Source organism: Leclercia adecarboxylata (genome assembly GCF_023639785.1).
GTDB classification, from domain to species: Bacteria; Pseudomonadota; Gammaproteobacteria; order Enterobacterales; family Enterobacteriaceae; genus Enterobacter; species Enterobacter adecarboxylatus_D.
This window is the reverse complement of sequence record NZ_CP098325.1, coordinates 1,098,963-1,118,286: the sequence shown is the minus strand read 5'-3', so window position 1 is coordinate 1,118,286 and position 19,324 is coordinate 1,098,963. Positions and strand designations below refer to the sequence as shown.

At 57.3% G+C, this 19,324-nt stretch carries 16 protein-coding genes and 1 tRNA gene; 6 read left to right on the top strand and 11 right to left on the bottom strand.

The features are described from left to right. Positions 1-14: 14 nt before the first annotated feature. Positions 15-1,451, top strand: a complete 1,437-nt coding sequence (locus tag NB069_RS05210; protein ID WP_250588188.1) for an MFS transporter — start codon at positions 15-17, stop codon at positions 1,449-1,451. A gap of 67 nt (positions 1,452-1,518) precedes the next feature. Continuing rightward, entirely contained in the window at positions 1,519-2,763 is a 1,245-nt protein-coding gene (locus NB069_RS05205) for a mechanosensitive ion channel family protein (RefSeq protein ID WP_250588186.1), read from the top strand. Here the strand turns inward: NB069_RS05205 and NB069_RS05200 are convergent, their stop codons facing one another. From NB069_RS05200 to NB069_RS05185, 4 genes are all read right to left on the bottom strand, one after another. After that, complete coding sequence (locus NB069_RS05200) at positions 2,764-3,744, bottom strand: LacI family DNA-binding transcriptional regulator (RefSeq protein WP_250588184.1); 981 nt, start codon at positions 3,742-3,744, stop codon at positions 2,764-2,766. A 75-nt stretch (positions 3,745-3,819) separates the two neighbouring features. After that, on the bottom strand, positions 3,820-4,962 hold the full coding sequence (locus NB069_RS05195; protein ID WP_250588183.1) for a Gfo/Idh/MocA family protein: 1,143 nt from the start codon (positions 4,960-4,962) through the stop codon (positions 3,820-3,822). Then, positions 4,955-5,980 carry a sugar phosphate isomerase/epimerase family protein gene (locus tag NB069_RS05190; RefSeq protein WP_250588181.1) on the bottom strand — a complete coding sequence of 342 codons (1,026 nt, stop codon included), beginning with the start codon at positions 5,978-5,980 and terminating at the stop codon, positions 4,955-4,957. Before NB069_RS05190 ends, NB069_RS05195 begins: the two co-directional genes overlap by 8 nt. A gap of 14 nt (positions 5,981-5,994) precedes the next feature. After that, positions 5,995-7,233 carry an MFS transporter gene (locus NB069_RS05185; RefSeq protein WP_250588179.1) on the bottom strand — a complete coding sequence of 413 codons (1,239 nt, stop codon included), beginning with the start codon at positions 7,231-7,233 and terminating at the stop codon, positions 5,995-5,997. Between the two features lie 272 nt (positions 7,234-7,505). Here NB069_RS05185 and NB069_RS05180 point away from each other — a divergent pair, with 272 nt between their 5' ends. Together NB069_RS05180 and NB069_RS05175 are read left to right on the top strand one after the other, a co-directional pair. Beyond that, positions 7,506-7,868: a type II toxin-antitoxin system RelE/ParE family toxin gene (locus tag NB069_RS05180; RefSeq protein ID WP_250588171.1), complete on the top strand. Its 363-nt coding sequence runs from the start codon at positions 7,506-7,508 to the stop codon at positions 7,866-7,868. After that, on the top strand, positions 7,856-8,155 hold the full coding sequence (locus tag NB069_RS05175) for a helix-turn-helix domain-containing protein (RefSeq protein WP_250588170.1): 300 nt from the start codon (positions 7,856-7,858) through the stop codon (positions 8,153-8,155). The genes NB069_RS05180 and NB069_RS05175 overlap by 13 nt, the downstream gene beginning before the upstream one ends. Before the next feature lie 106 nt (positions 8,156-8,261). Here the strand turns inward: NB069_RS05175 and pheP are convergent, their stop codons facing one another. From pheP to NB069_RS05140, 7 genes are all read right to left on the bottom strand, one after another. Continuing rightward, positions 8,262-9,650: a phenylalanine transporter gene (pheP, locus tag NB069_RS05170; protein ID WP_250588168.1), complete on the bottom strand. Its 1,389-nt coding sequence runs from the start codon at positions 9,648-9,650 to the stop codon at positions 8,262-8,264. A 103-nt stretch (positions 9,651-9,753) separates the two neighbouring features. Beyond that, the gene (locus tag NB069_RS05165; RefSeq protein ID WP_250588166.1) at positions 9,754-11,715 is read right to left on the bottom strand and encodes a PhoX family protein; all 1,962 of its coding nucleotides are present in this window, start codon (positions 11,713-11,715) and stop codon (positions 9,754-9,756) included. A gap of 117 nt (positions 11,716-11,832) precedes the next feature. Next, positions 11,833-14,019: a TonB-dependent receptor gene (locus NB069_RS05160; RefSeq protein ID WP_250588164.1), complete on the bottom strand. Its 2,187-nt coding sequence runs from the start codon at positions 14,017-14,019 to the stop codon at positions 11,833-11,835. Between the two features lie 65 nt (positions 14,020-14,084). Beyond that, on the bottom strand, positions 14,085-15,167 hold the full coding sequence (locus NB069_RS05155) for a YncE family protein (protein ID WP_250588158.1): 1,083 nt from the start codon (positions 15,165-15,167) through the stop codon (positions 14,085-14,087). A 279-nt stretch (positions 15,168-15,446) separates the two neighbouring features. After that, positions 15,447-16,250 (bottom strand): hypothetical protein, encoded by an 804-nt coding sequence (locus NB069_RS05150; RefSeq protein WP_250588156.1) that lies wholly within the window; start codon positions 16,248-16,250, stop codon positions 15,447-15,449. An 80-nt stretch (positions 16,251-16,330) separates the two neighbouring features. Next, the gene (gene yajD / locus NB069_RS05145; RefSeq protein ID WP_039032575.1) at positions 16,331-16,678 is read right to left on the bottom strand and encodes an HNH nuclease YajD; all 348 of its coding nucleotides are present in this window, start codon (positions 16,676-16,678) and stop codon (positions 16,331-16,333) included. A gap of 121 nt (positions 16,679-16,799) precedes the next feature. Further along, positions 16,800-16,876 (bottom strand) — tRNA-Arg (locus tag NB069_RS05140). 277 nt (positions 16,877-17,153) lie between these two features. Between NB069_RS05140 and NB069_RS05135 the strand changes: the two genes are divergently transcribed. Continuing rightward, complete coding sequence (locus NB069_RS05135; RefSeq protein ID WP_250588154.1) at positions 17,154-17,864, top strand: LuxR family transcriptional regulator; 711 nt, start codon at positions 17,154-17,156, stop codon at positions 17,862-17,864. 790 nt (positions 17,865-18,654) lie between these two features. After that, positions 18,655-19,287 carry a fimbria biosynthesis transcriptional regulator FimZ gene (gene fimZ, locus NB069_RS05130; protein ID WP_250588152.1) on the top strand — a complete coding sequence of 211 codons (633 nt, stop codon included), beginning with the start codon at positions 18,655-18,657 and terminating at the stop codon, positions 19,285-19,287. The last annotated feature ends 37 nt before the right edge of the window (positions 19,288-19,324 follow it).

Genomic DNA, 19,324 nt, shown 5'->3' with positions numbered 1-19,324 from the left:
GCAATGGAGTCACCATGAATACGTCAGTTGTTTCACCGGGTCGCGCAGGCCTGATATTGCTGTTAACCGGCCAGATGCTGCCGCTGATTGATACCTCGATCACCAACGTGGCGCTGGACGCCATCACCCACTCGCTGCATGCCACCGCCACCGAGCTGGAGCTGATTGTAGCCCTTTATGGCGTGGCCTTCGCCGTCTGCCTGGCGCTCGGCAGCAAGCTGGGGGATAACCTCGGTCGCCGTCGTCTGTTTATGTGGGGCGTGGCGAGCTTTGGTCTGGCCTCGCTGCTGTGCGGGATGGCGGGCAACATCGAGCAGCTGCTGGCTGCGCGCATTGTGCAGGGCGCCGGGGCGGCGCTGATTATGCCGCAAATTCTCGCCACCCTTCATGTCACCCTGAAAGGCACCGCCCATGCCAGAGCCATCAGCCTGTTTGGCGGCATCGGCGGGATCGCGTTTATCGTCGGGCAGATGGGCGGTGGCTGGCTGGTATCGGCGGATATCGCCGGGCTGGGCTGGCGCAACGCCTTCTTTATCAACGTGCCAATCTGCCTGCTGGTGCTGGCCCTGAGCCGCCGTTTTGTTCCGGAGACCCGTCGCGATACCCCGTCGCGCATTGACTGGCAGGGCACCGCGTTACTCGCCGCGATCCTCTGCTGCCTGCTGTTCCCGATGGCGCTGGGGCCGCAGTGGCACTGGTCCTGGCCGCTGAAGGCGGCGTTGATCGCCATCATCCCTCTGGCCTGGTTAATGGCGCTGAATGCGCGGAAAAAAGAGCGGGAGGATGCCCACCCGCTGATCCCGCCGCGCCTGATGCAGCTCGGCAGCATCCGTTTCGGGGTGCTGATTGCAATGCTCTTTTTCAGCGTCTGGTCCGGGTTTATGTTCTGCATGGCGCTCACCATGCAGACCGGGCTGGGGATGGCCCCGTGGCAGTCCGGGAACAGCTTTATCGCCCTCGGCGTGACCTATTTCGTCTCGGCCTGGTTCGCCCCACGCCTGATTGCCCGCTACAGCACCAGCACGATTTTGCTGACCGGGCTGGCTATCCAGATAACCGGCCTGCTGGCGCTGATCGCCACCTTCCGCCTCTGGGGAATGGACAATACGGCCCTGACCCTGGCGCCTGCGACCGGACTGGTCGGCTACGGTCAGGCTTTGATTGTGAACAGCTTCTACCGTATCGGCATGCGTGATATTCAGCCCGACGACGCCGGGGCCGCCAGCGCCATCCTCAGCACCCTACAGCAGGCGGCGCTGGGCCTGGGTCCGGCGATCTTCGGCGCAATTTTGCTCCACGCCCTGCACAGCCATCACGGGGATTACGCGGAGGCGATCAACGTCTTCCTGGTGGTGGAAACGGGGATGATGATCGTGCTGGCGCTGGCCACCCTGCGGCTGCGCCATCGCCTGTGCCTGCCGGTGGTGAAGGCCTGCCAGGCCGCTAAATAAGCCTCACAAATTTGCATAACCGTGCCTCAGCCGCCATTATGGCGGCTGCTTTAATACAGGAGACGTTATGCAGGAGTTTATTTCCTTGGTCGAAGAGACAGGTATTGAAATTAATCACACCACTGGCCTGGTGATTATTTTTGGACTTATCTTTCTGACTGCACTCATTATTCATTTTATATTACACAAAGTGGTTTTGCGGGCATTTGAAAAACGCGCCCGGGCCAGTAGCCATTTATGGCTACAGATCATTACCCAGAATAAATTATTTTACCGTCTGGCCTTTACCCTGCAGGGGATAATCGTCAACATCCAGGCGAAACTGTGGCTGCAAAGCGGCAGCGACGCGGCAGTGATGTTAACCACCTGCGCGAAACTGTGGATGATGGTGTATGCCCTGCTCACCTTTTTCTCGCTGCTGGACGTCATTTTCAATCTGTCACAAAAGATGGCCGCCGCCTCGCAATTGCCGCTGAAAGGGATCTTCCAGGGCATTAAGCTGGTGAGCGCCATACTGGTCGGGATCCTGATTATCTCCCTGCTGATTGGCCAGTCTCCCGCCATTCTGATTAGCGGCCTGGGTGCGATGGCGGCTGTGTTAATGCTGGTGTTCAAAGACCCGGTTCTGGGGCTGGTCGCCGGTATACAGCTCTCGGCGAACGATATGCTCAAGCTCGGCGACTGGCTGGAGATGCCGAAATACGGCGCTAACGGCACGGTAACCGATATCGGCCTGACCACCGTGAAGGTGCGCAATTTTGATAATACCATCACCACCATACCCACCTGGGCGCTGGTGTCCGATGCCTTTATCAACTGGAGCGGGATGTCGGCCTCCGGCGGTCGACGGATTAAGCGCAGCCTGAATATCGACACCACCAGCGTTCATTTTCTCAACGAACAGGAACAGCAGCAGCTGATTCAGGCGAAGCTGCTCAAACCTTATATGGCCACCCGCCATGAGGAAATTGCGCTGTGGAATCAGCAGAATGGTGAAGGCCAATCGGTACTCAACCTGCGCAGGATGACCAATATTGGCACCTTCCGCGCTTACCTGAATGAATATCTGCGAAACCATCCGAATATCCGCAAGGATATGACCCTGATGGTGCGCCAGTTAGCCCCGGACACGAACGGTCTGCCAATAGAAATATATGCGTTTACCAACACGGTAATCTGGGCGGAATATGAGGCGATTCAGGCCGATATCTTCGACCATATACTTGCGGTGATCGATGAATTTGGCCTGCGTATTCACCAGTCGCCAACCGGGAACGATATTCGTTCCCTGGCAGACGCGCTGGGGAAATAATCAGGTGCTGGCGCGGGAAATAAAGCGCCAGTTCATCATCACCCGCTCGGTAGGGGCGTCGGGGTTGTCGATTTTATTCAGCAGCAGATCGACCGCCTTACGCCCGATATCCCGCGACGGCTGCTCGATGGTGCTGAGCGGCGGCGATACCATCCCCGAAAGCTCCGTGCCGTCAAACCCCGCCACGGCGATATCCTGGGGCACGCGCAGCCCCGCCTCCTCAATTGCGCGCAGGGCGCCCGCGGCCAGGGTATCGGAGACGGCAAACACCGCATCCGGGCGCGGCTCGGCGGCCAGCAGTTTACTCATCGCCGCTTTACCTGCTGCGGCGCTGAGATCGCTGGCATACTCCACCGCCTGATACGACAGGTCGCGCAGGTGCAGCACGCTTTTATATCCCCGCTCGCGCAGCCGGGCGTACTTATAGCTCAGGTCATGGTTAATCAGTGCGATCCGCTGGCGCCCGCCGTCCGCCAGGTGGCTGACCACATGCTGGGACGCATCGACGTCGTTAATCCCGACGCACGAGACGCCGCCCGCGTCGGCGTATTCGGCGCACTGCACCCAGGGGGCATCGCCAATCAGCGCCGCCAGTTCGGTAAGCCGGGAGAAGGCGTCCATGGTGATAATCCCGTCGACCATTTTGCCGGAGAGCAGGCTCAGCCCGGAGCGGGAGCGTTCGATGTCGGAGCCGGAGTTACACAGCAGGATACGGTAGCCGTTTTTTTCCGCCTGCTCCTCAATGCCCTTCACCACCTCGGCGCAGAACGGGTTGGCAATGTTGGAGACCATCACCAGAATCATATAGCTGCGCGACGTTCGCAGCTGACGGGCCAGTAGATTGGGCTGATAGTTAGCCTCTTTAATCGCCTGCAAGACGCGATCGCGGTTTTTGGCTTTGACGGTATCGCTGTTATTCAGTACGCGCGATACCGTCGCCACCGAGACGCCCGCCAGTTGGGCGATTTTCTGAATTGACATAGCGACGAGTGATCCTGCAGTTTGCGTTAGCAGCAGGCTACCATAAATGCGTTGCCCGGCGCACCGGGCAAGGTGCTACTGCGCCACGGCGACCCAGCGCTGCTGCTGATGGCTTTTGACTATCGCATCAATGATGTACATCACGTTCGCCCCGTCATGGAAGGTGGCAAACACCGGCTTCTCCGGCATCCTGCCCGCCTGCACCGCCTGATAAAACTGCGCCATCATGTTTTTAAAGGCGTCAGGCCAGCCTTCGATGTGCCCGCCGGGGAAGTGGGCGCTGTTCGCCACATCCCGGTTCATCAGGCCCGGATCGTCCGTCAGCGTCTGATTGGCCTGGGCGCGATGGCCCACCCACAGCTGCTGCGGCACCTCCTGATCCCAGGCCAGGGAACATCCGCTGCCGTTCACCTCGAGGCTGAGGCGGTTTTTTCGTCCGGCGCTCACCTGCGAGACGTTAAAGCTGCCTTTGCTGCCATCCTCAAAGCGGAACAGCACCGAGCCGAAATCCTCGGTGGTGACAGGCTTGTCTTCATACAGCGCATCGCCCGCCTGGCTGAAGGTCTGGTTCCCGGCCACGTTGGCCTTGCGGGTCGGCCAGACGATGGAGAGATCGGCCATCACCTCGACGATGCGCCGCCCGGTCACAAACTGGATAGTGTCGCACCAGTGGGAGCCGATATCGGCCACCGCCCGGGAAGCCCCGCCGAGTGCGGCGTCGACCCGCCAGTTGTAGTCGGTCTCCAGCAGCATCCAGTCCTGCAGGTAGCTGCCATGGGCGGCGAACAGCCGTCCGAGGCTGCCCGCTGCCACCATGCTCGCCGCCTGGCGCACCATTGCAAACTGGCGATAAACAAAGCTTACGCCGTGTACTACGCCTGCCTGCTCCGCCAGCGCCACCAGCTCCCGCGCCTCGTCTGGGGTCATGCAGAGCGGCTTTTCAGAGAAGACATGCTTCCCGGCACGCAGGATCTGGCGGTTGATCCCGGCATGCAGATGGTTGGGGGTGCAGTTATGCACCACGTGCAGATCCGGGTGCGCCAGCAGTTCATCCACGCTGCCGTAGGCGTGAGGAATGTTCAGCGCCCGGGCCTTCTCTTGCGCCTGTTCGGGCGAGCCGTCGCACAGGGCGACTACCTGGACAAAGCCGAGACGACGCAGGGCTTCAATGTGTGCCGGGCCGATAAAGCCGCTGCCGATAATGCCGACGTTAATCATGAAGTTCTCCTGCGGCGAAATCGTCAAACGCCCGATCGGAGACCGGAATAATGTGGCGGGAGATGAACTCGCGCCCTTCCCGCGCCCCGGTGTCGCCATCCTTCAGACAGCACTCCCACTCCAGCACGGCCCAGCCGTCGTAGTCGTACTGGGTCAGCTTGCTGAAGATGCCCTTAAAGTCGATCTGCCCGTCGCCCGGTGAACGGAAGCGTCCGGCGCGGTTGATCCAGCTCTGATACCCGCCATACACTCCGCTGCGCCCGTTGGGGCGGTACTCGGCGTCCTTCACGTGAAACGCCTTGATGCGGGTGTGGTAGTGATCGATATAGCTCAGATAGTCGATCTGCTGTAACAGCAGGTGGCTCGGATCGTAAAGCATGTTACAGCGCGGATGGTTGTCCAGCAGTGCAAGGAAACGCTCGAAGGTGACGCCGTCGTGCAGGTCTTCCCCGGGGTGGATCTCATAGCAGACGTTAACCCCCTGCTCGTCGAAGGCATCCAGAATCGGCCGCCAGCGGCGGGCCAGTTCGCTGAACGCCTCCTCGAAACGCGCCTCGTTATGGGGCGGCCAGGGGTACATAAACGGCCAGGCCAGCGATCCGGAGAAGGTGGCGTGGGCGGTGAGCCCAAGCCGGGCCGAGGCCACCGCCGCCTTTTTGACGATACCGGTGGCCCATGCCTGGCGGGCGGCGGCGTTGCCGCGCACCGCCTGGGGAGCGAAGTTATCAAACGCCTCGTCGTAGGCCGGATTGACGGCGATCAGCTGCCCCTCCAGATGGGTGGAGAGCTCGCTGATGACCAGCCCCTTCTCCGCCAGCCTGCCGCTGATTTCGTCGCAGTAGGTCTGGCTCTCTGCCGCCTGCTCCACGTCAAAAATCGCTTTATGGTTACAGGGAATTTGCAGCGCCTTATAGCCCTTTTCCGCCGCCCAGCCTGCCAGTCCGTCGAGGGTGTTGAACGGCGGCTGCCCGCCGATAAACTGCGACAGAAAAATACCCGGGCCTTTAATCGTCCTCATACCACCTCCAGTAATTACGCCTTGTCGTCGTCATATTTGAACGAGACAAGGAAAACGAGCGCGATGACCGCAGCCGCCACCGCCGGGATCCACCAGAAGGTAACCCAGGCCTGAGGTACGGTCTGCCCCGCCACCAGGCGGTTGTACAGCGCGCCGGAAATCTGTGAACCCAGCAGCATGCCGATGCCGTAGGTGAACATGACGATCATGCTCTGCGCCTGGCCTTTGACCTTTTCGCCCGCCACGCGGTCGGTATAGATAAAGCCCACCACAAAGAAGAAGTCATAGCACACGCCGTGCAGCAGGATGCCGAGATAGAGCAGAATGCGTCCCTCTTCGCTCACGCCGAGGGCAAACATCGCGTATCGGACAAACCACGCCAGCATGCCGATCAGCAGCATGTACTTCACGCCCAGACGGCGGAACAGCAGCGGGATCACCAGCATGAAGAAGATTTCAGACATCTGGCCGAAGGACATGGCGGTACTGACATCCGCGATCCCGGCATCCGCCAGGTAAGAGGCGGTGTAAGCGTAGTAGGTGCCCAGCGGGACGGAGATCAGCATCGCGCACAGGCAGAAGATAAAGAAGTGGCGGGTTTTCAGCAGGGCAAAAGCGTCGGCGCAGAAGAGATCGCGCATCTTCACCGGCATGCCTTTGGCGGGGGCTGGCGTGTGGGGCAGCGTCAGGCTATAAAGCGCCAGCAGGACGGAACTGGCCGCCGCCACCTGGAAGATGGTCACGCTTGCGGCGACGCCGGTGACGCCGATAAAGATCCCCGCCACAATCCAGCCGATGGTGCCGAACACGCGGACCACCGGGAAGGTTTTGTCGACGTTCGCCAGGCTGTGGAAGGCGATATTGTTGGTCAGCGCCAGGGTCGGCATGTAGCAGAGGGTGTAGCCAAACAGCAGGCCGATCAGCAGCGCGCCGTTTTCAGCAATCAGTGCGCCCGGCACGAACCAGAGGATCGCCGCCCCGGCCAAGTGCATCACCGCCATCACTTTTTGCGAAGCAAAGAAGCGGTCCACCAGCATGCCGAGAACAAACGGCGATAAAATTGAGGCGATCGGCCCGGCGGAGAACGCATCGCCAATCAGCAAGGACATATTGTGCTGGGTCATCACCAGACCAAGGGTGACCGACCAGCTACCCCAGATAAAGAACTGCAGAAACATCATCAGCGACAGACGCGGGACCAGCATCCGGTACTGCCCTGCTACCTTTCCACTACTTTCAGTTGTCGACACCATGATAAGCCTCACCCTCAAAAAGTAATCGATTACAAAACCTGTAAAATGAAAAGTAATCGATTACAAAACAAAGATCCTGTGGATCGATTAAGAAGTGGGAGGGGAGTCACGATAAAGGTGAAGTTGGGTGCGAAGGGGGTGCCGGGTGGCGGCTTCGCCTTACCCGGCCTACAACATCGTAGGCCCGGCAAGCGCAGCGCCGCCGGGGTTGGTTGCAGTTATAGCCTTTTGGCTATATTATTTTATAGCCAAAAGGCTATAAGGACATAATTATGTGGGAAGTCGAAACAACGGATAAGTTTGACGAATGGTTTCATAATCAGAAACAAGCCCTCAAGGAAGACATACTGGCAGCACTGCACATTCTTTCAGAATATGGTCCACAACTTGGGCGCCCCTTTGTCGATACCCTTAAGGGCTCGCAATTTACCAACATGAAAGAACTACGTATTCAGCATGCAGGGGATCCGGTTCGCGCTTTTTTTGCGTTTGATCCCGGGCGCAAAGCCATTATTTTATGCGCAGGCAACAAGACAGGAACCGCTGAAAAGCGTTTCTATAAACAGATGATCGCCATAGCTGACGCTGAATTCAGCAAATATCTGGCAAATCAGGAGGCCAAATGGCAACGTTAAAAGAACTCATGGCCCGGCAGAGTGAAGAAAGTCAGGAGCGGATAGTCGCAAAGGTTGAGGAACTGCGTATTATTGTCGCGCTGAACCAACTTCGCGAAGAGCTCAACATTTCGCAAACGGAGCTTGCCGCCGCGATGGGGGTTAAACAGCCTACCATTGCGAAGATTGAGCAAACGGATAACGATCCGCGCCTCTCCACCCTTAAGCGCTATGTCACGGCTTTAGGCGGTGAAGTAAGCATTGATGTGATCCTCCCAACAGGAAAGCGGGTCGCGTTTCATTTTTGAACAATGTGCGGCATTGTGCTCGCATTTATGCCGGGTGGCGCTGCGCTTACCCGGCCTACGGGTTTTGTAGGCCCGGCAAGCGCAGCGCCGCCGGGCAAAAAACGCACTACTTTTTGCGCGACAGCTTAAACGCCGCAAACAGGAACACAATCCACACCGGAAGCAGGATTGCCGAGGTGCGCATGCCGTCCATGGTGCACATCAGCACCAGGATCATCGCCAGAAAAGCGATACAGAGGTAGTTACCCGCCGGGTAGAGCAGCGCTTTGAACTGCGTCTCGCGCCCTTTGCGGCGCATCGCTGCGCGAAAACGCAGGTGCGCCAGGCAGATCATGATCCAGTTCAGCAGCAAGGTTGCCACCACCAGCGCCATCAGCAGGCCAAAGGCTTCGTGCGGCAGCAGGTAGTTGATCAGCACCACCAGCGAGGTAATGCCCCCGGAGAGCAGCAGCGAGTTCACCGGCACGCCGCGACGGCTGACGCGGGTTAAGAACTTCGGTGCGTTGCCCTGCACGGAGAGGCCAAACAGCATCCGGCTGTTGGAGTAGACGCCGCTGTTATAGACCGACAGCGAAGCCACCAGAATCACAAAGTTCAGCGCCGACGCCACCAGGTTGCTGTTCAGATCGTGGAAAATCATCACAAACGGGCTGCTGTCGGACTTCACCTCCACCCACGGGTAGAGCGCCAGCAGAACCACCAGCGAGCCGATATAGAACAGCAGAATACGGTACACCACCTGGTTGACCGCTTTCGGGATGCTCTTATGCGGATCCTGCGCTTCGGCGGCGGTAATGCCGATAAGCTCCAGCCCACCAAAGGAGAACATGATCACCGCCAGGGAGAGCACCAGCCCTTTCCAGCCGGTGGCAAGGAAGCCGCCGTGCTGCCACAGGTTGTCGATGGTCGCCCGCTCGCCGCCGTGGCCGGTGAAGAGCATCCACAGGCCAAAGCCGATCATGCCGATGATCGCCAGCACCTTGATCAGGGCAAACCAGAACTCCGTCTCACCGTACAGGCGCACGTTCACCAGGTTAACGGCGTTGATGATGATAAAGAAGACCGCCGCCCAGACCCAGGTGGGTACGTCCGGCAGCCAGTACTGCATGTAGATGCCTGCGGCAGTCAGCTCCGCCATCCCCACCAGCACAAACATTACCCAGTAGTTCCAGCCGGAGAGGAACCCGGCAAAGGGGCCCCAGTATTTGTAAGCAAAGTGGGCGAAGGAGCCTGACACCGGCTCTTCCACCACCATCTCACCGAGCTGGCGCATGATCAAAAACGCGATCATGCCCGCAATGGCATAACCCAGCAGCACGGCAGGGCCGGCCATCTGAATGGCAGGCCCGATACCGAGGAACAGCCCGGTACCAATTGCGCCGCCGAGGGCGATAAGTTGAATATGGCGGTTCTGTAAACCACGGTGGAGCGTCGGTGTCTGTTCCGACGCGGCTTCAGCAACACTTTTATCTGAAGCGGATGAGGCGTTTCTCACGGCCTGGCCCTGTCACTTTTTATGGAAGGGGCACCTTTTAACACTTCAGACAGACGGGAGCAAGTTAAACGCCGGGCAACGGATGCTGCCCGGCGGAAGAGGATCACGACCCGATAATGCCGCCGTCCGCTTTGGTGATGACCACCGTCGAGGCGCGGGGGCGTCCGTTCGGGTTATTGTCCGGCCAGTTGGAGACGGCGCGCGGGTTTGCCGGGTCGGTAATGTCGTCCCCGCCCTCGCCCGGATGCTGAATATTGATAAACAGCGTGCGGTTGTCCGGGGTGAAAGCGATACCGGTAATTTCGCAGCCGCGCGGGCCCGTCAGGAAGCGGCGATATTCGTTAGTGCCCGGAATGGTCGCCACCATCTGGTTGTTGCCCATTCCCTCGTAGGCTTTCTTGTTAATGGTGCTGGAAGAGACGTCGGTCTGGATCCAGAGCACGCCCTGATGGTCGAACGACAGGCCGTCCGGGCTGCCAAACCCGGCCCCCTTCATGCTGCCCTTCGCCTTTTCATCCGCGGTGTCCGTACGCCCGGCCAGCACCAGTATGTCCCATTTGAAGCGTAATGCCGCCGGATCTTCGCCCTCTTCGTGCCAGTGCATGATGTGGCCGAAGGCGTTATTGGCCCGCGGGTTGGCCGCGTCCACCGGCGCTTTGCCCTCTTTGCCGCGATCGCTGTTGTTGGTCAGGGTGCAGTAAACGCTGCCGCTGGCATGGGGATCGACCGCAATCCACTCCGGCCTGTCCATTTTGGTGGCCCCCACCGCATCGGCCGCCAGGCGGGTTTTAATCAGCAGGTCGCCCTGACTTTCGAAGCCTTTGCTCTTGTCCAGGCCGTTCTGGCCGAAGACCAGCGGCAGCCACTCGCCGGAGCCGTCGTCGTTGAATCTGGCGACGTAGAGCGTGCCGGCGGTCAGGAGCTGCATGTTGGCGTCGCGATCCGCCGGATGGTATTTATTGTCGGAGACAAATTTGTAGATGTACTCAAACTTCTGGTCATCGCCCATGTAGGTGACCACACGCTTATCGGCGGCCAGGGTGACGGCGGCACCTTCATGCTTGAAACGCCCCAGCGCGGTGTGTTTGCGCGGCGTGGAGTCCGGGTTGTAGGGATCGATCTCGACGACCCAGCCAAAGCGGTTCGGCTCGTTAGGGGTTTTATCGACGCTGAACCTGTCGTCCACTTCGCTCCAGCGGTAGGACTCATCGCTGTCGCTGATGCCGTAGCGCTTCTCCAGCACGTTACGTTCGCCTTTCTTGACGAAAATATCCGACCAGTTCTCTTCGCAGGTCAGGTAGGTGCCCCACGGCGTGTGGCCGTTGGCGCAGTTTTGCATGGTGCCGAGCACCCGCTCGCCCTGCGGATCGGCGGCGGTTTTCATTAAGTCCTGCTGGCGCGCCGGGCCGGTGAGCTGCATGGGGGTGTTGACCGTAATGCGGCGGGCGAAGCCGGAAGGACGCACCACTTCCCAGTCGCTGCCGCGCTTTTTCACCTCGATAACCGACACGCCCATGGCGTTCTGTCCTTTGCGCGCCTTATCCAGGCTCCAGTTGGCGGTGCCGTCGGTAAAGAGCATACCGTTGTCGATGTACTCATGGTTCATCGCCAGCAGGCCGTGGCCGGGGTTCTCCTCTCCTTGCGGCAGGCTAAACCACGCCATGCCGTCGTGGTGCATGCCCGCCTGCGCCGCCTGCTCGTCGGGGGTGTTGCTGGCGTCAAATTTGAATGCCGGCATAGCCCCCTTAATACCGGTGGCATCGCCCCAGCGGTAGAAAGGACGCGCCACGTAGCCCTCGGGCACCCTGACCGTATCATCGGTCGACACCGGAATGCTGGTAAAGCCGAGCGCGACCGCTTTGCTCAGGGCTGAAGGCCGGGAAACCGCAGCCAGGGCGTTTTCAGACTTAAGCAGGAACGGGAAAGAGGCGGCAGCACCGGCAACGGCACCCATCTGCAGAAAACGGCGACGGGAGAGCACGCTGGAAAATACCGGGTTAGCGCTGGTATTGCTGACATCGTCGCGATGTTCTTTTTTGAATACGGACTTAAGAGGTTTACCCACGTTGGCTTCCTTTCTTTAGGCTAAGAAATGACAAAGTGGGAACACTATAAGAACAATTGATTACATTTTTATAACAGTCGGAAGGGGGCATCCCTGCCCCGATAACAAGGGTCGAACTCAGAACTCGTAGCCAACCGAGACCTTAAAGGTACGCGCCTCACCCTGGAACAGGTAGGTACCGCTGTCGTCCACGCTGGCCCAGTAGTTCTCGTCGGTAATGTTTTCGATCCCGGCGCGAACGGTCATCTGGTTCTGGTTATTGTTCACCGCGAAGCGGTAACGCATGCCCAGATCCAGGGTGGTGTAGCTGTCCAGCTTCTTGCTGTTGGCGAGATCCGCATACTGCGAGCCGGAGTGGTTTACGCGGGCGGTGGCGGTCAGACCCTCGACAGGTTTGATGTCATACTCTGCCCCCAGCACGGCGTAGAAATTGGGTACGCCAATGGCGTCGTTGCCCTGGTTGACGCCGTTGTTGGTTTTGGTCAGCTCCGCCTGCAGCCAGGTGGCGCTGGCATTCAGACGCAGACCCAGCACCGGCTCGCCAAAGACGTTCAGCTCCACGCCGCGGTTACGCTGCTCGGCGTCCAGACCGTAGTATTTGGTCTGACTGTCGAGAATGGCAGACGGCATTTTGATCTCAAACAGCGCCAGCGAGCCGCCAACGCGACCGAAATCAGCCTTCACGCCCACTTCGTTCTGCTTCGAGTGGACGATCCCGGTGCTCTGACCGTAGTTGATCGCAGTATTTGGCGCGGTTTTACCCGGCTGCAGCGCCTCGGTGTGGTTAGCGTACAGGGAGACCGTGTCCCACGGCTTGTAGACCACGCCATAGGTCGGCATCCAGCGGTCGCCGTCGAAGCTGTCAGCCTCGTTTTCCACACCGGTGATTTTGTTGTAGCCGCGGATCACCACCTTCTGATGGCGGGCGCCGACGGTAAACAGCAGGGTATCATCCAGCACGCCGAGGGTGTCGCTCAGCAGCCAGCCCTGGGTGCGGGTGCGGCCGCTGGTGAGCGGATCGCTGTAGTTACCGCCCGAGCCATTGAAGTTGGTGCTTGATGGCGCGTCCACGCCAGTGTTGTGATAGATGTTGGTGACCGGGTTATCCTTCGCAGCCGACATCTTCCAGGCGATTTTTTCGTTTTTGGTCATCGCCGAATAACCGACGTTCACCTTGTGCGTCACGAAGCCGGTCTCAAAGTTACCGCGAATGCCCGCCATGCCGCTCACGCTGTCGCTGATGCGGTTGGTATCCAGGCGGGTCGCGGTGGCTTTGCCGCTTTTGTCCACCAGCTTCGCCCCGCTGTAGAGCCCCTCTTCATGGGCGTGCTGGGCACCCAGCCCGGTATAGGCGGTCCAGCTGTCGGTGATGTCGTACTCGCTGCGCCACATGCCGAATTCGTTTTCGATATTGCTGTAGGCCCATTTCTGGGAGTAGTTGCGATCGTTTTTCGGCGGCTCCGGCACGAAATCAACGCCGGAGATATTGACCCCGGTTTCTGAGCCGTGGAAGGTTTTCTTCTGATAGCCCAGGTCCAGGGAGCTGCGGAAATTGTCCCCCGCATAGTCCAGGCCGGTAGAGAGTAACGTGGTGCGGCGGCGGTCGTTGGCTACCGGGGCTTCACCTTCACGGTGAACCACGTTGACGCGGGCGCCAAACTGGTCGTTATCGCCAAAGCGACGACCGGCGTCCAGGGTGGTGCCAATCTGCGAATCGGAGGTGTAGTCCACGCCCACTTTCGCCTGCGGCGTGGCGCCGGCATGTTTCGGCTCAAGGTTGATCATCCCGCCCACGCCGGAGCTGGCCGCGCCGTTCATCAGGGAGTTAGCCCCTTTGAAGATCTCGATGCGATCCACCATCTGGGCATCCACCACCTGACGCGGCAGCACGCCGGAGAGTCCGCCGAAGGTCATGTCATCCCCGTCGAACTTCAGGCCGCGAATGCGATAGCTCTCCGCGCTGTTGCCGTAGCCCTGCACGGACTGCACGCCCGCATCGTTAGCGACCACGTCAGCAATGGTGCGGGCCTGCTGATCTTCCACCAGTTTGGAGGTGTAGCTGATGATGTTAAACGGCACGTCCATCGCATTTTGCTGACCGAGCATCCCCATGCGCCCGCCGTTCGCCACCTGTCCGTCAAGGAAGGCGGGCACCAGCTGGTCGCCACCGGGTTTAAAGTCGCTGGCAGCGGACTGCACCACGATGGTCTCTTCTTTTTTGCTCTCTGCCGCAACGGCGGAATGAGCGATAGCGCCGATGGCGAGCGCCAGCAGCGTTTTGTTCATTTTTCTGGTGTTGTTCATCATTAACTCGTTCAAAGTGCGCGCAAAATGGCCCGTTGCCGGGCCTTAACTGTTATGAAAAACGTCTATTTCAGGGCAATACGGACAACGCTGTCCGGCCCGTTGGTGGAGTGATCTTTGTTGAACGCCTGTTTCACGGTGACGTACAGCGTCTGACCATCCGCCGACAGCAGGAGGCTGTTCGGATTCGGCGGCAGATCCCAGCTCTGCTTCACCGCATAGGTGGTGGCATCGAGGCTCAGCAGCTTGCCGCTTTCACGCTGGGTGATGTACAGCTCGTTGCGTCTGGCGTTAAATTTCACCGCCAGCGAGTCGCCCACATCAAGCTGCTTAATGAGCTTGCCGGTGTGAATATCCAGCACCAGCGTGGTTTTGGCTTTCGAATTGTCGGTGACGAACAGGCGACCGGTGGCAGGATCTTCCGCCAGGTTCAGCAGCAGCGCCGGTTTATCCCCGAGCGGCTTCCAGCGTTTTTCGATGCGGTTACTGCGTGGGTCAACGATCAGAATTTCACCGCCGCCGTTGGCAACGTAGATACGCTGGGTTTGTTCAGACCACATCAGGCCGGTGACCCACTGCCCCGCGTTTTTGATGGTTTTTTTCAGCGTCAGGGTGTTGGCATCCACCACCCAGATCACCGCCGGATCGGCCACGCCGCCGATGTACAGGACGTCGTTATGTAGCAGCACCTGACGCGCGCCGTACGGGTAGCCCTCTTTGTTGCGCTCGGTAAACAGCAGGCGTTTTTTGATTTTGCCGTCTTCAGTGCTGATGGCGCTGATGCCGCCGTCCAGCGAGTTGGTGGCATAGAGGGTTTTGCCATCCGGGGCGATCGCGAGGGCGAAGTTTTTCAGATCGGTATGGCTGCGACCGGTAGTGTTGAGGGTCGCCGGGTCGAGCTTATAGATCACCCCACCCTGCACATCCTTAAAACCTTCCGAACTGGCAACGTACAGCGCATCCCCTTTCGGGCTAAGGGCCATTTCGTACAGACCGTCAGCCAGATCGCGTTTAACGACGTTGGTCTGGGCAGGGGCAGCAGGTTTTGGGGCTTCAGCGGCAGGCGCAGTTGTGGCGGTGTGCTGTGCGGCGCAGCCGCTGAGTGAGACGGCCACAAGCAGCGCCAGGGCGGATAATTTTTTGGTCATCAGGAACATCCTTTACCGTGCAAAATGTGAGGAGGACGCCTGCGTCGCTTATGTTTTGCGATTAGGTTTGTGGTGTCAGGCCGTCAGGCCAGTGCAGCGTCTCCCGGTTACGCTCAGTGTTCCTTGTGAAAATGCATTCACTGCTGCTGCGGGAAGTCCTTACGCGCCCACAAACACTAAAGAGAATGAGAACTATACGCATTATCCATCTGTAATCAAGTGTAAACAGGCGAAACAACGTTAAAAGCGCGCGTCGGCTAAAGGTGCGTTGAGGGGGGGCTAATCTTTGCGGGCCTGTAATACAAACGGAGAGGGAGCCTCATCGACCGGGGCACTTTTCAGGACTGCGGGCTGCGTGGCGGAGAGCTCCGCCATACCCAGCGCGGAAAAGACGCCGCTGTTGATGACCTCATCGGTGAAAGGCACGTTCCCGTTTTCCTGGCGGATGATTGCCTTGCTCAATGCGCGCAAAACGTCCGGGGAGGTGACATCGAGACGGGTCGTTGGCGAGACGCCGAGGGCCTGGCTGACGTTCTGAATATAGGCGGTGGTATCGTTGTTATCCTGCGGGGGCGCCCAGCGAGAGATAATTTTGCTGATGGTATCCAGGCCACGTCGCTGGTAGGAGAGCAGGTTGACGCCAAGGGCGCGTATGCCTTGTTCGGGCGTGGCGAAGGTGGCAAAACGGCCGTCAGTGCCGTTCTGCCCCTGCCAGCTGAAGGCCCAGCTGGCTTCGAGATTACCCGGGTTATTATTGCGAATACCGCGAACGCGGCCCGCTGGCGCCATCCACGACGGGCCGGAGCGGCCATTTTTAATCTGCGACAGGCGGTTCATCAGCGCGAGTTGATTTTCGCTCCAGCCCTGCATACGGGCGTACTGATCCAGCTGGCCAAACGAGGCGGGCGTCGCGGCGACGGCGGTCTGACGGGTATCGGCAGCGTGCAGCGTCGGGATCGCTGGCTGCGTAACGATGGGTTGCGAGGCGTTGGACATTTGCTGAAAAGAGGCCGGAACGCTGGTCCGGGACGCCCCGGAAGATGAGACCTGAGCCGATAGCGTCGCCACTTGCTGCGTGTTCATGCTCTGCTGCTGTACGTAGTAATGCGCAATACCGGACATCATTCCCTCAACATACTTACCCGTTATCAGTCCGGCCTGGTTTATTTCTTCTTATTTAACATCGATTTCAGATCGGCAAAGGGGTTATAGGTGGCTTCACCCACATCCTTTTGCGCATCTTCACCCGCCACCACGGTTGTTCCGTAGATGTCGGCTTCGGTGTACTTCGAGTGTTCGTGGTCATGACAGAACAGACACAACAGCTCCCAGTTACTGCCATCTTCCGGGTTGTTGGTATGGTCATGATCGATATGGTGGACCGTCAGTTCGCGCAGGTTTGAATAAACAAACTCCCGCGAGCAGCGTCCGCAGACCCATGGATAAATTTTAAGGGCTTTTTCACGGTAGCCGCTTTCCAGCCGCGCGTAGTTTTTTGGGATCAGAGCCATTGCCGGTATTACCTGTCAGAAGGAGACGAGAATGCCCCTACTATATCGCAGAATGGGACGAAAGGTATTGGACGCAGAATCAATAAAAGTGAAAAGTCAGGGGAAGAAAACAAAGCTTGAATGGCACGCCCTAAAGGATTCGAACCTTTGACCTACGGCTTAGAAGGCCGTTGCTCTATCCAACTGAGCTAAGGGCGCACGGAGAAGAAGAGACTTCGCAGTGGTGAAGCGCGTGAAATTATACGGTCAATGGCAGGTGAGTCAATGCCTTTTGGCGCAATCCCCCCTCTTATCGCCCGTTGTCGGTTAACTTCCGGCGAAGATGCCTGTTTTTTCAACGTTTATTGCCGTATTTTACTGCGAAATGCCTTAGGCAAAATTAAGCTGCGCCTGCTATTTTCGCCTGCTGTTTGCACGCACACTACTCCAGGGTAGCCCGGTGCTTTAAGCCGGAATTCAACAGCAGAGGGATGATATGCGCATCAGTGTACGCCGCTACCGGCGGCGTCGGACAGGAAGTGATTCTTTAGGCTTTGCGCAAACTCATTTTAATGCCCCCTTTTTTGACCGTCTTATTTACCTGAGCCAGTCCATCAGTCAGAGCCGTAAAACGGACACGCCGTGGATAGTACTGGTCACGGACGATCATTTTCTGCGTACCGGAATACAGGCCAGCCCTTTCCCTTTGAACTGCTGTAAAGATTTCAACACCCTGCCGCCCGCGATGAGCGCCCTACAGCAGTGGCCTTCGGCCAGGCTGGTGGTTGATATGGCGTGCCGGACGCAGCCCCTGACGGAAACGCTCGACAGCCTGCGCAGACTGCGGCTCTATCCCCCTTACACACCGGTCAATATGCTGGTGCGTGCCGATGACTACGATCAACGGCTCTTTTGCAAAGCGGCCGGGCCGTTTACCGTCATTGAACGCCAGTCCCCGGCCACACTGCTTCAGCAGGTACTGACCCACGATCCGCCTCCCCTTGCCCCTGGCAGCGAGTGGCTTTCGCGCGACGAGTGGGCCATTCTGCGCCTTTTGATGGCCGGGGAGTCATTACGCACCATCGCGCGGCTGCAGGAACGTCCTTACAGCCGTATCGTCTATCGCGTGGGGCGTATCGTCAACAAACTCGGATTAGCTCACCGTCAGGCGCTGCTGCATCTGTTAAATCGCCTCTGTAACGAATAACGCATGGCGCGTTAATGCCTTAATTCCTAATAGGTTCCAGGAAAATACTTACCATTATTGTTAATTTTATGCACTAATTTAACAATCCTGGAACAACCGCAACTATTCCTAATTTTCACTTTCCAGTAACCTGAAATACTGGTTAAAGAGCCAATTGCAGCATTTATATCCAGTCGTTACGCATTGGGGTTTTTAGTTAATATTTTGATAATGATGTAAAAAACAAGTCACCCGGACACCTCACGCGAACCGCTGCTGTAAAGCGTACAGCGGATCCTGCTATCCCGAATTAAGGAAATACTCAGCCGCCCCTGAGGGTTTCAAATGAAGGAATCATGCAGTTAATACAGGCTTTTACCGGTCAATAGCGGGGTATGAAGACGGGATAAATCCTGACATTAATTATCACATAAACTTAACATTCAGAAAGTTGTGTTATTTTTTATGATTACAAACACAGGATAACTTATACAAATGAAAATTAATGGATGTTTTGACCATTTTTAAAATATTCGCTTAAACTCTCCAGAACATCATATTGAGACAGGGCGCAAGGATAATTTCCTGACTTTTCGCAGAACAGTTAGAGGGTATAATAGGATTTTTCCCGTAGTGAATAAGATAAACTTATTCAATTGCCAGAAATACCTTATCCAGCCTGCGCGCTGCGGCAATATTTTCGATATAACGTAAACAAGGATGCTTTCGCTCTTTCCAGGAATTATCTCCTAAGGGATCAAAAGAATTATCCTTCCGCCTTATTAGTGTTTAAACAATTTGAGGCATAAAAATGAAACCGGTATCCGTAATCATTATGGACGAACACCCTATCGTCAGAATGTCGATAGAAGTCCTGCTACAGACAAATAAAAATATTCAGATCGTACTAAAATCGGGAGACGCCCATGAAGCACTCGATTACATCCGTAACCACCCGGTGGACATGGTGATCCTGGATATCGAACTCCCGGGCATGGATGGATTCTCTTTACTCAAAAGAATCAAACAATTAAATAATAAAATCAAAGTACTGTTTCTGTCATCGAAATCAGAATCTCTGTATGCCGGGCGGGCAATGCGCGCCGGTGCGAATGGTTTTGTCAGTAAGCGAAAGGATCTGCGTGATATCTATAATGCCGTCGAGATGTTGCTGGGTGGGTATTCTTTTTTTCCGTCCGACACCCTGAGTTCCATAAGCCATTTAACGATGCGAAAAGGGGCGATGGTGGATATGCCTCTGTCGAACCGTGAGTTAACGGTTCTGCGTTATCTGGCAAATGGCTTATCGAACAAAGAAATTGCCGGACAGTTATTGCTGAGTAATAAAACCATTAGCGCCCACAAGTCAAATATCTATACGAAATTAGGGGTGCAAACGATCGTTGAGCTCATTGATTATGCCAAAGATCATGAGCTGCTTTAACTGAAAATACTCCCTGTCACACATTGACGTTTCAGGG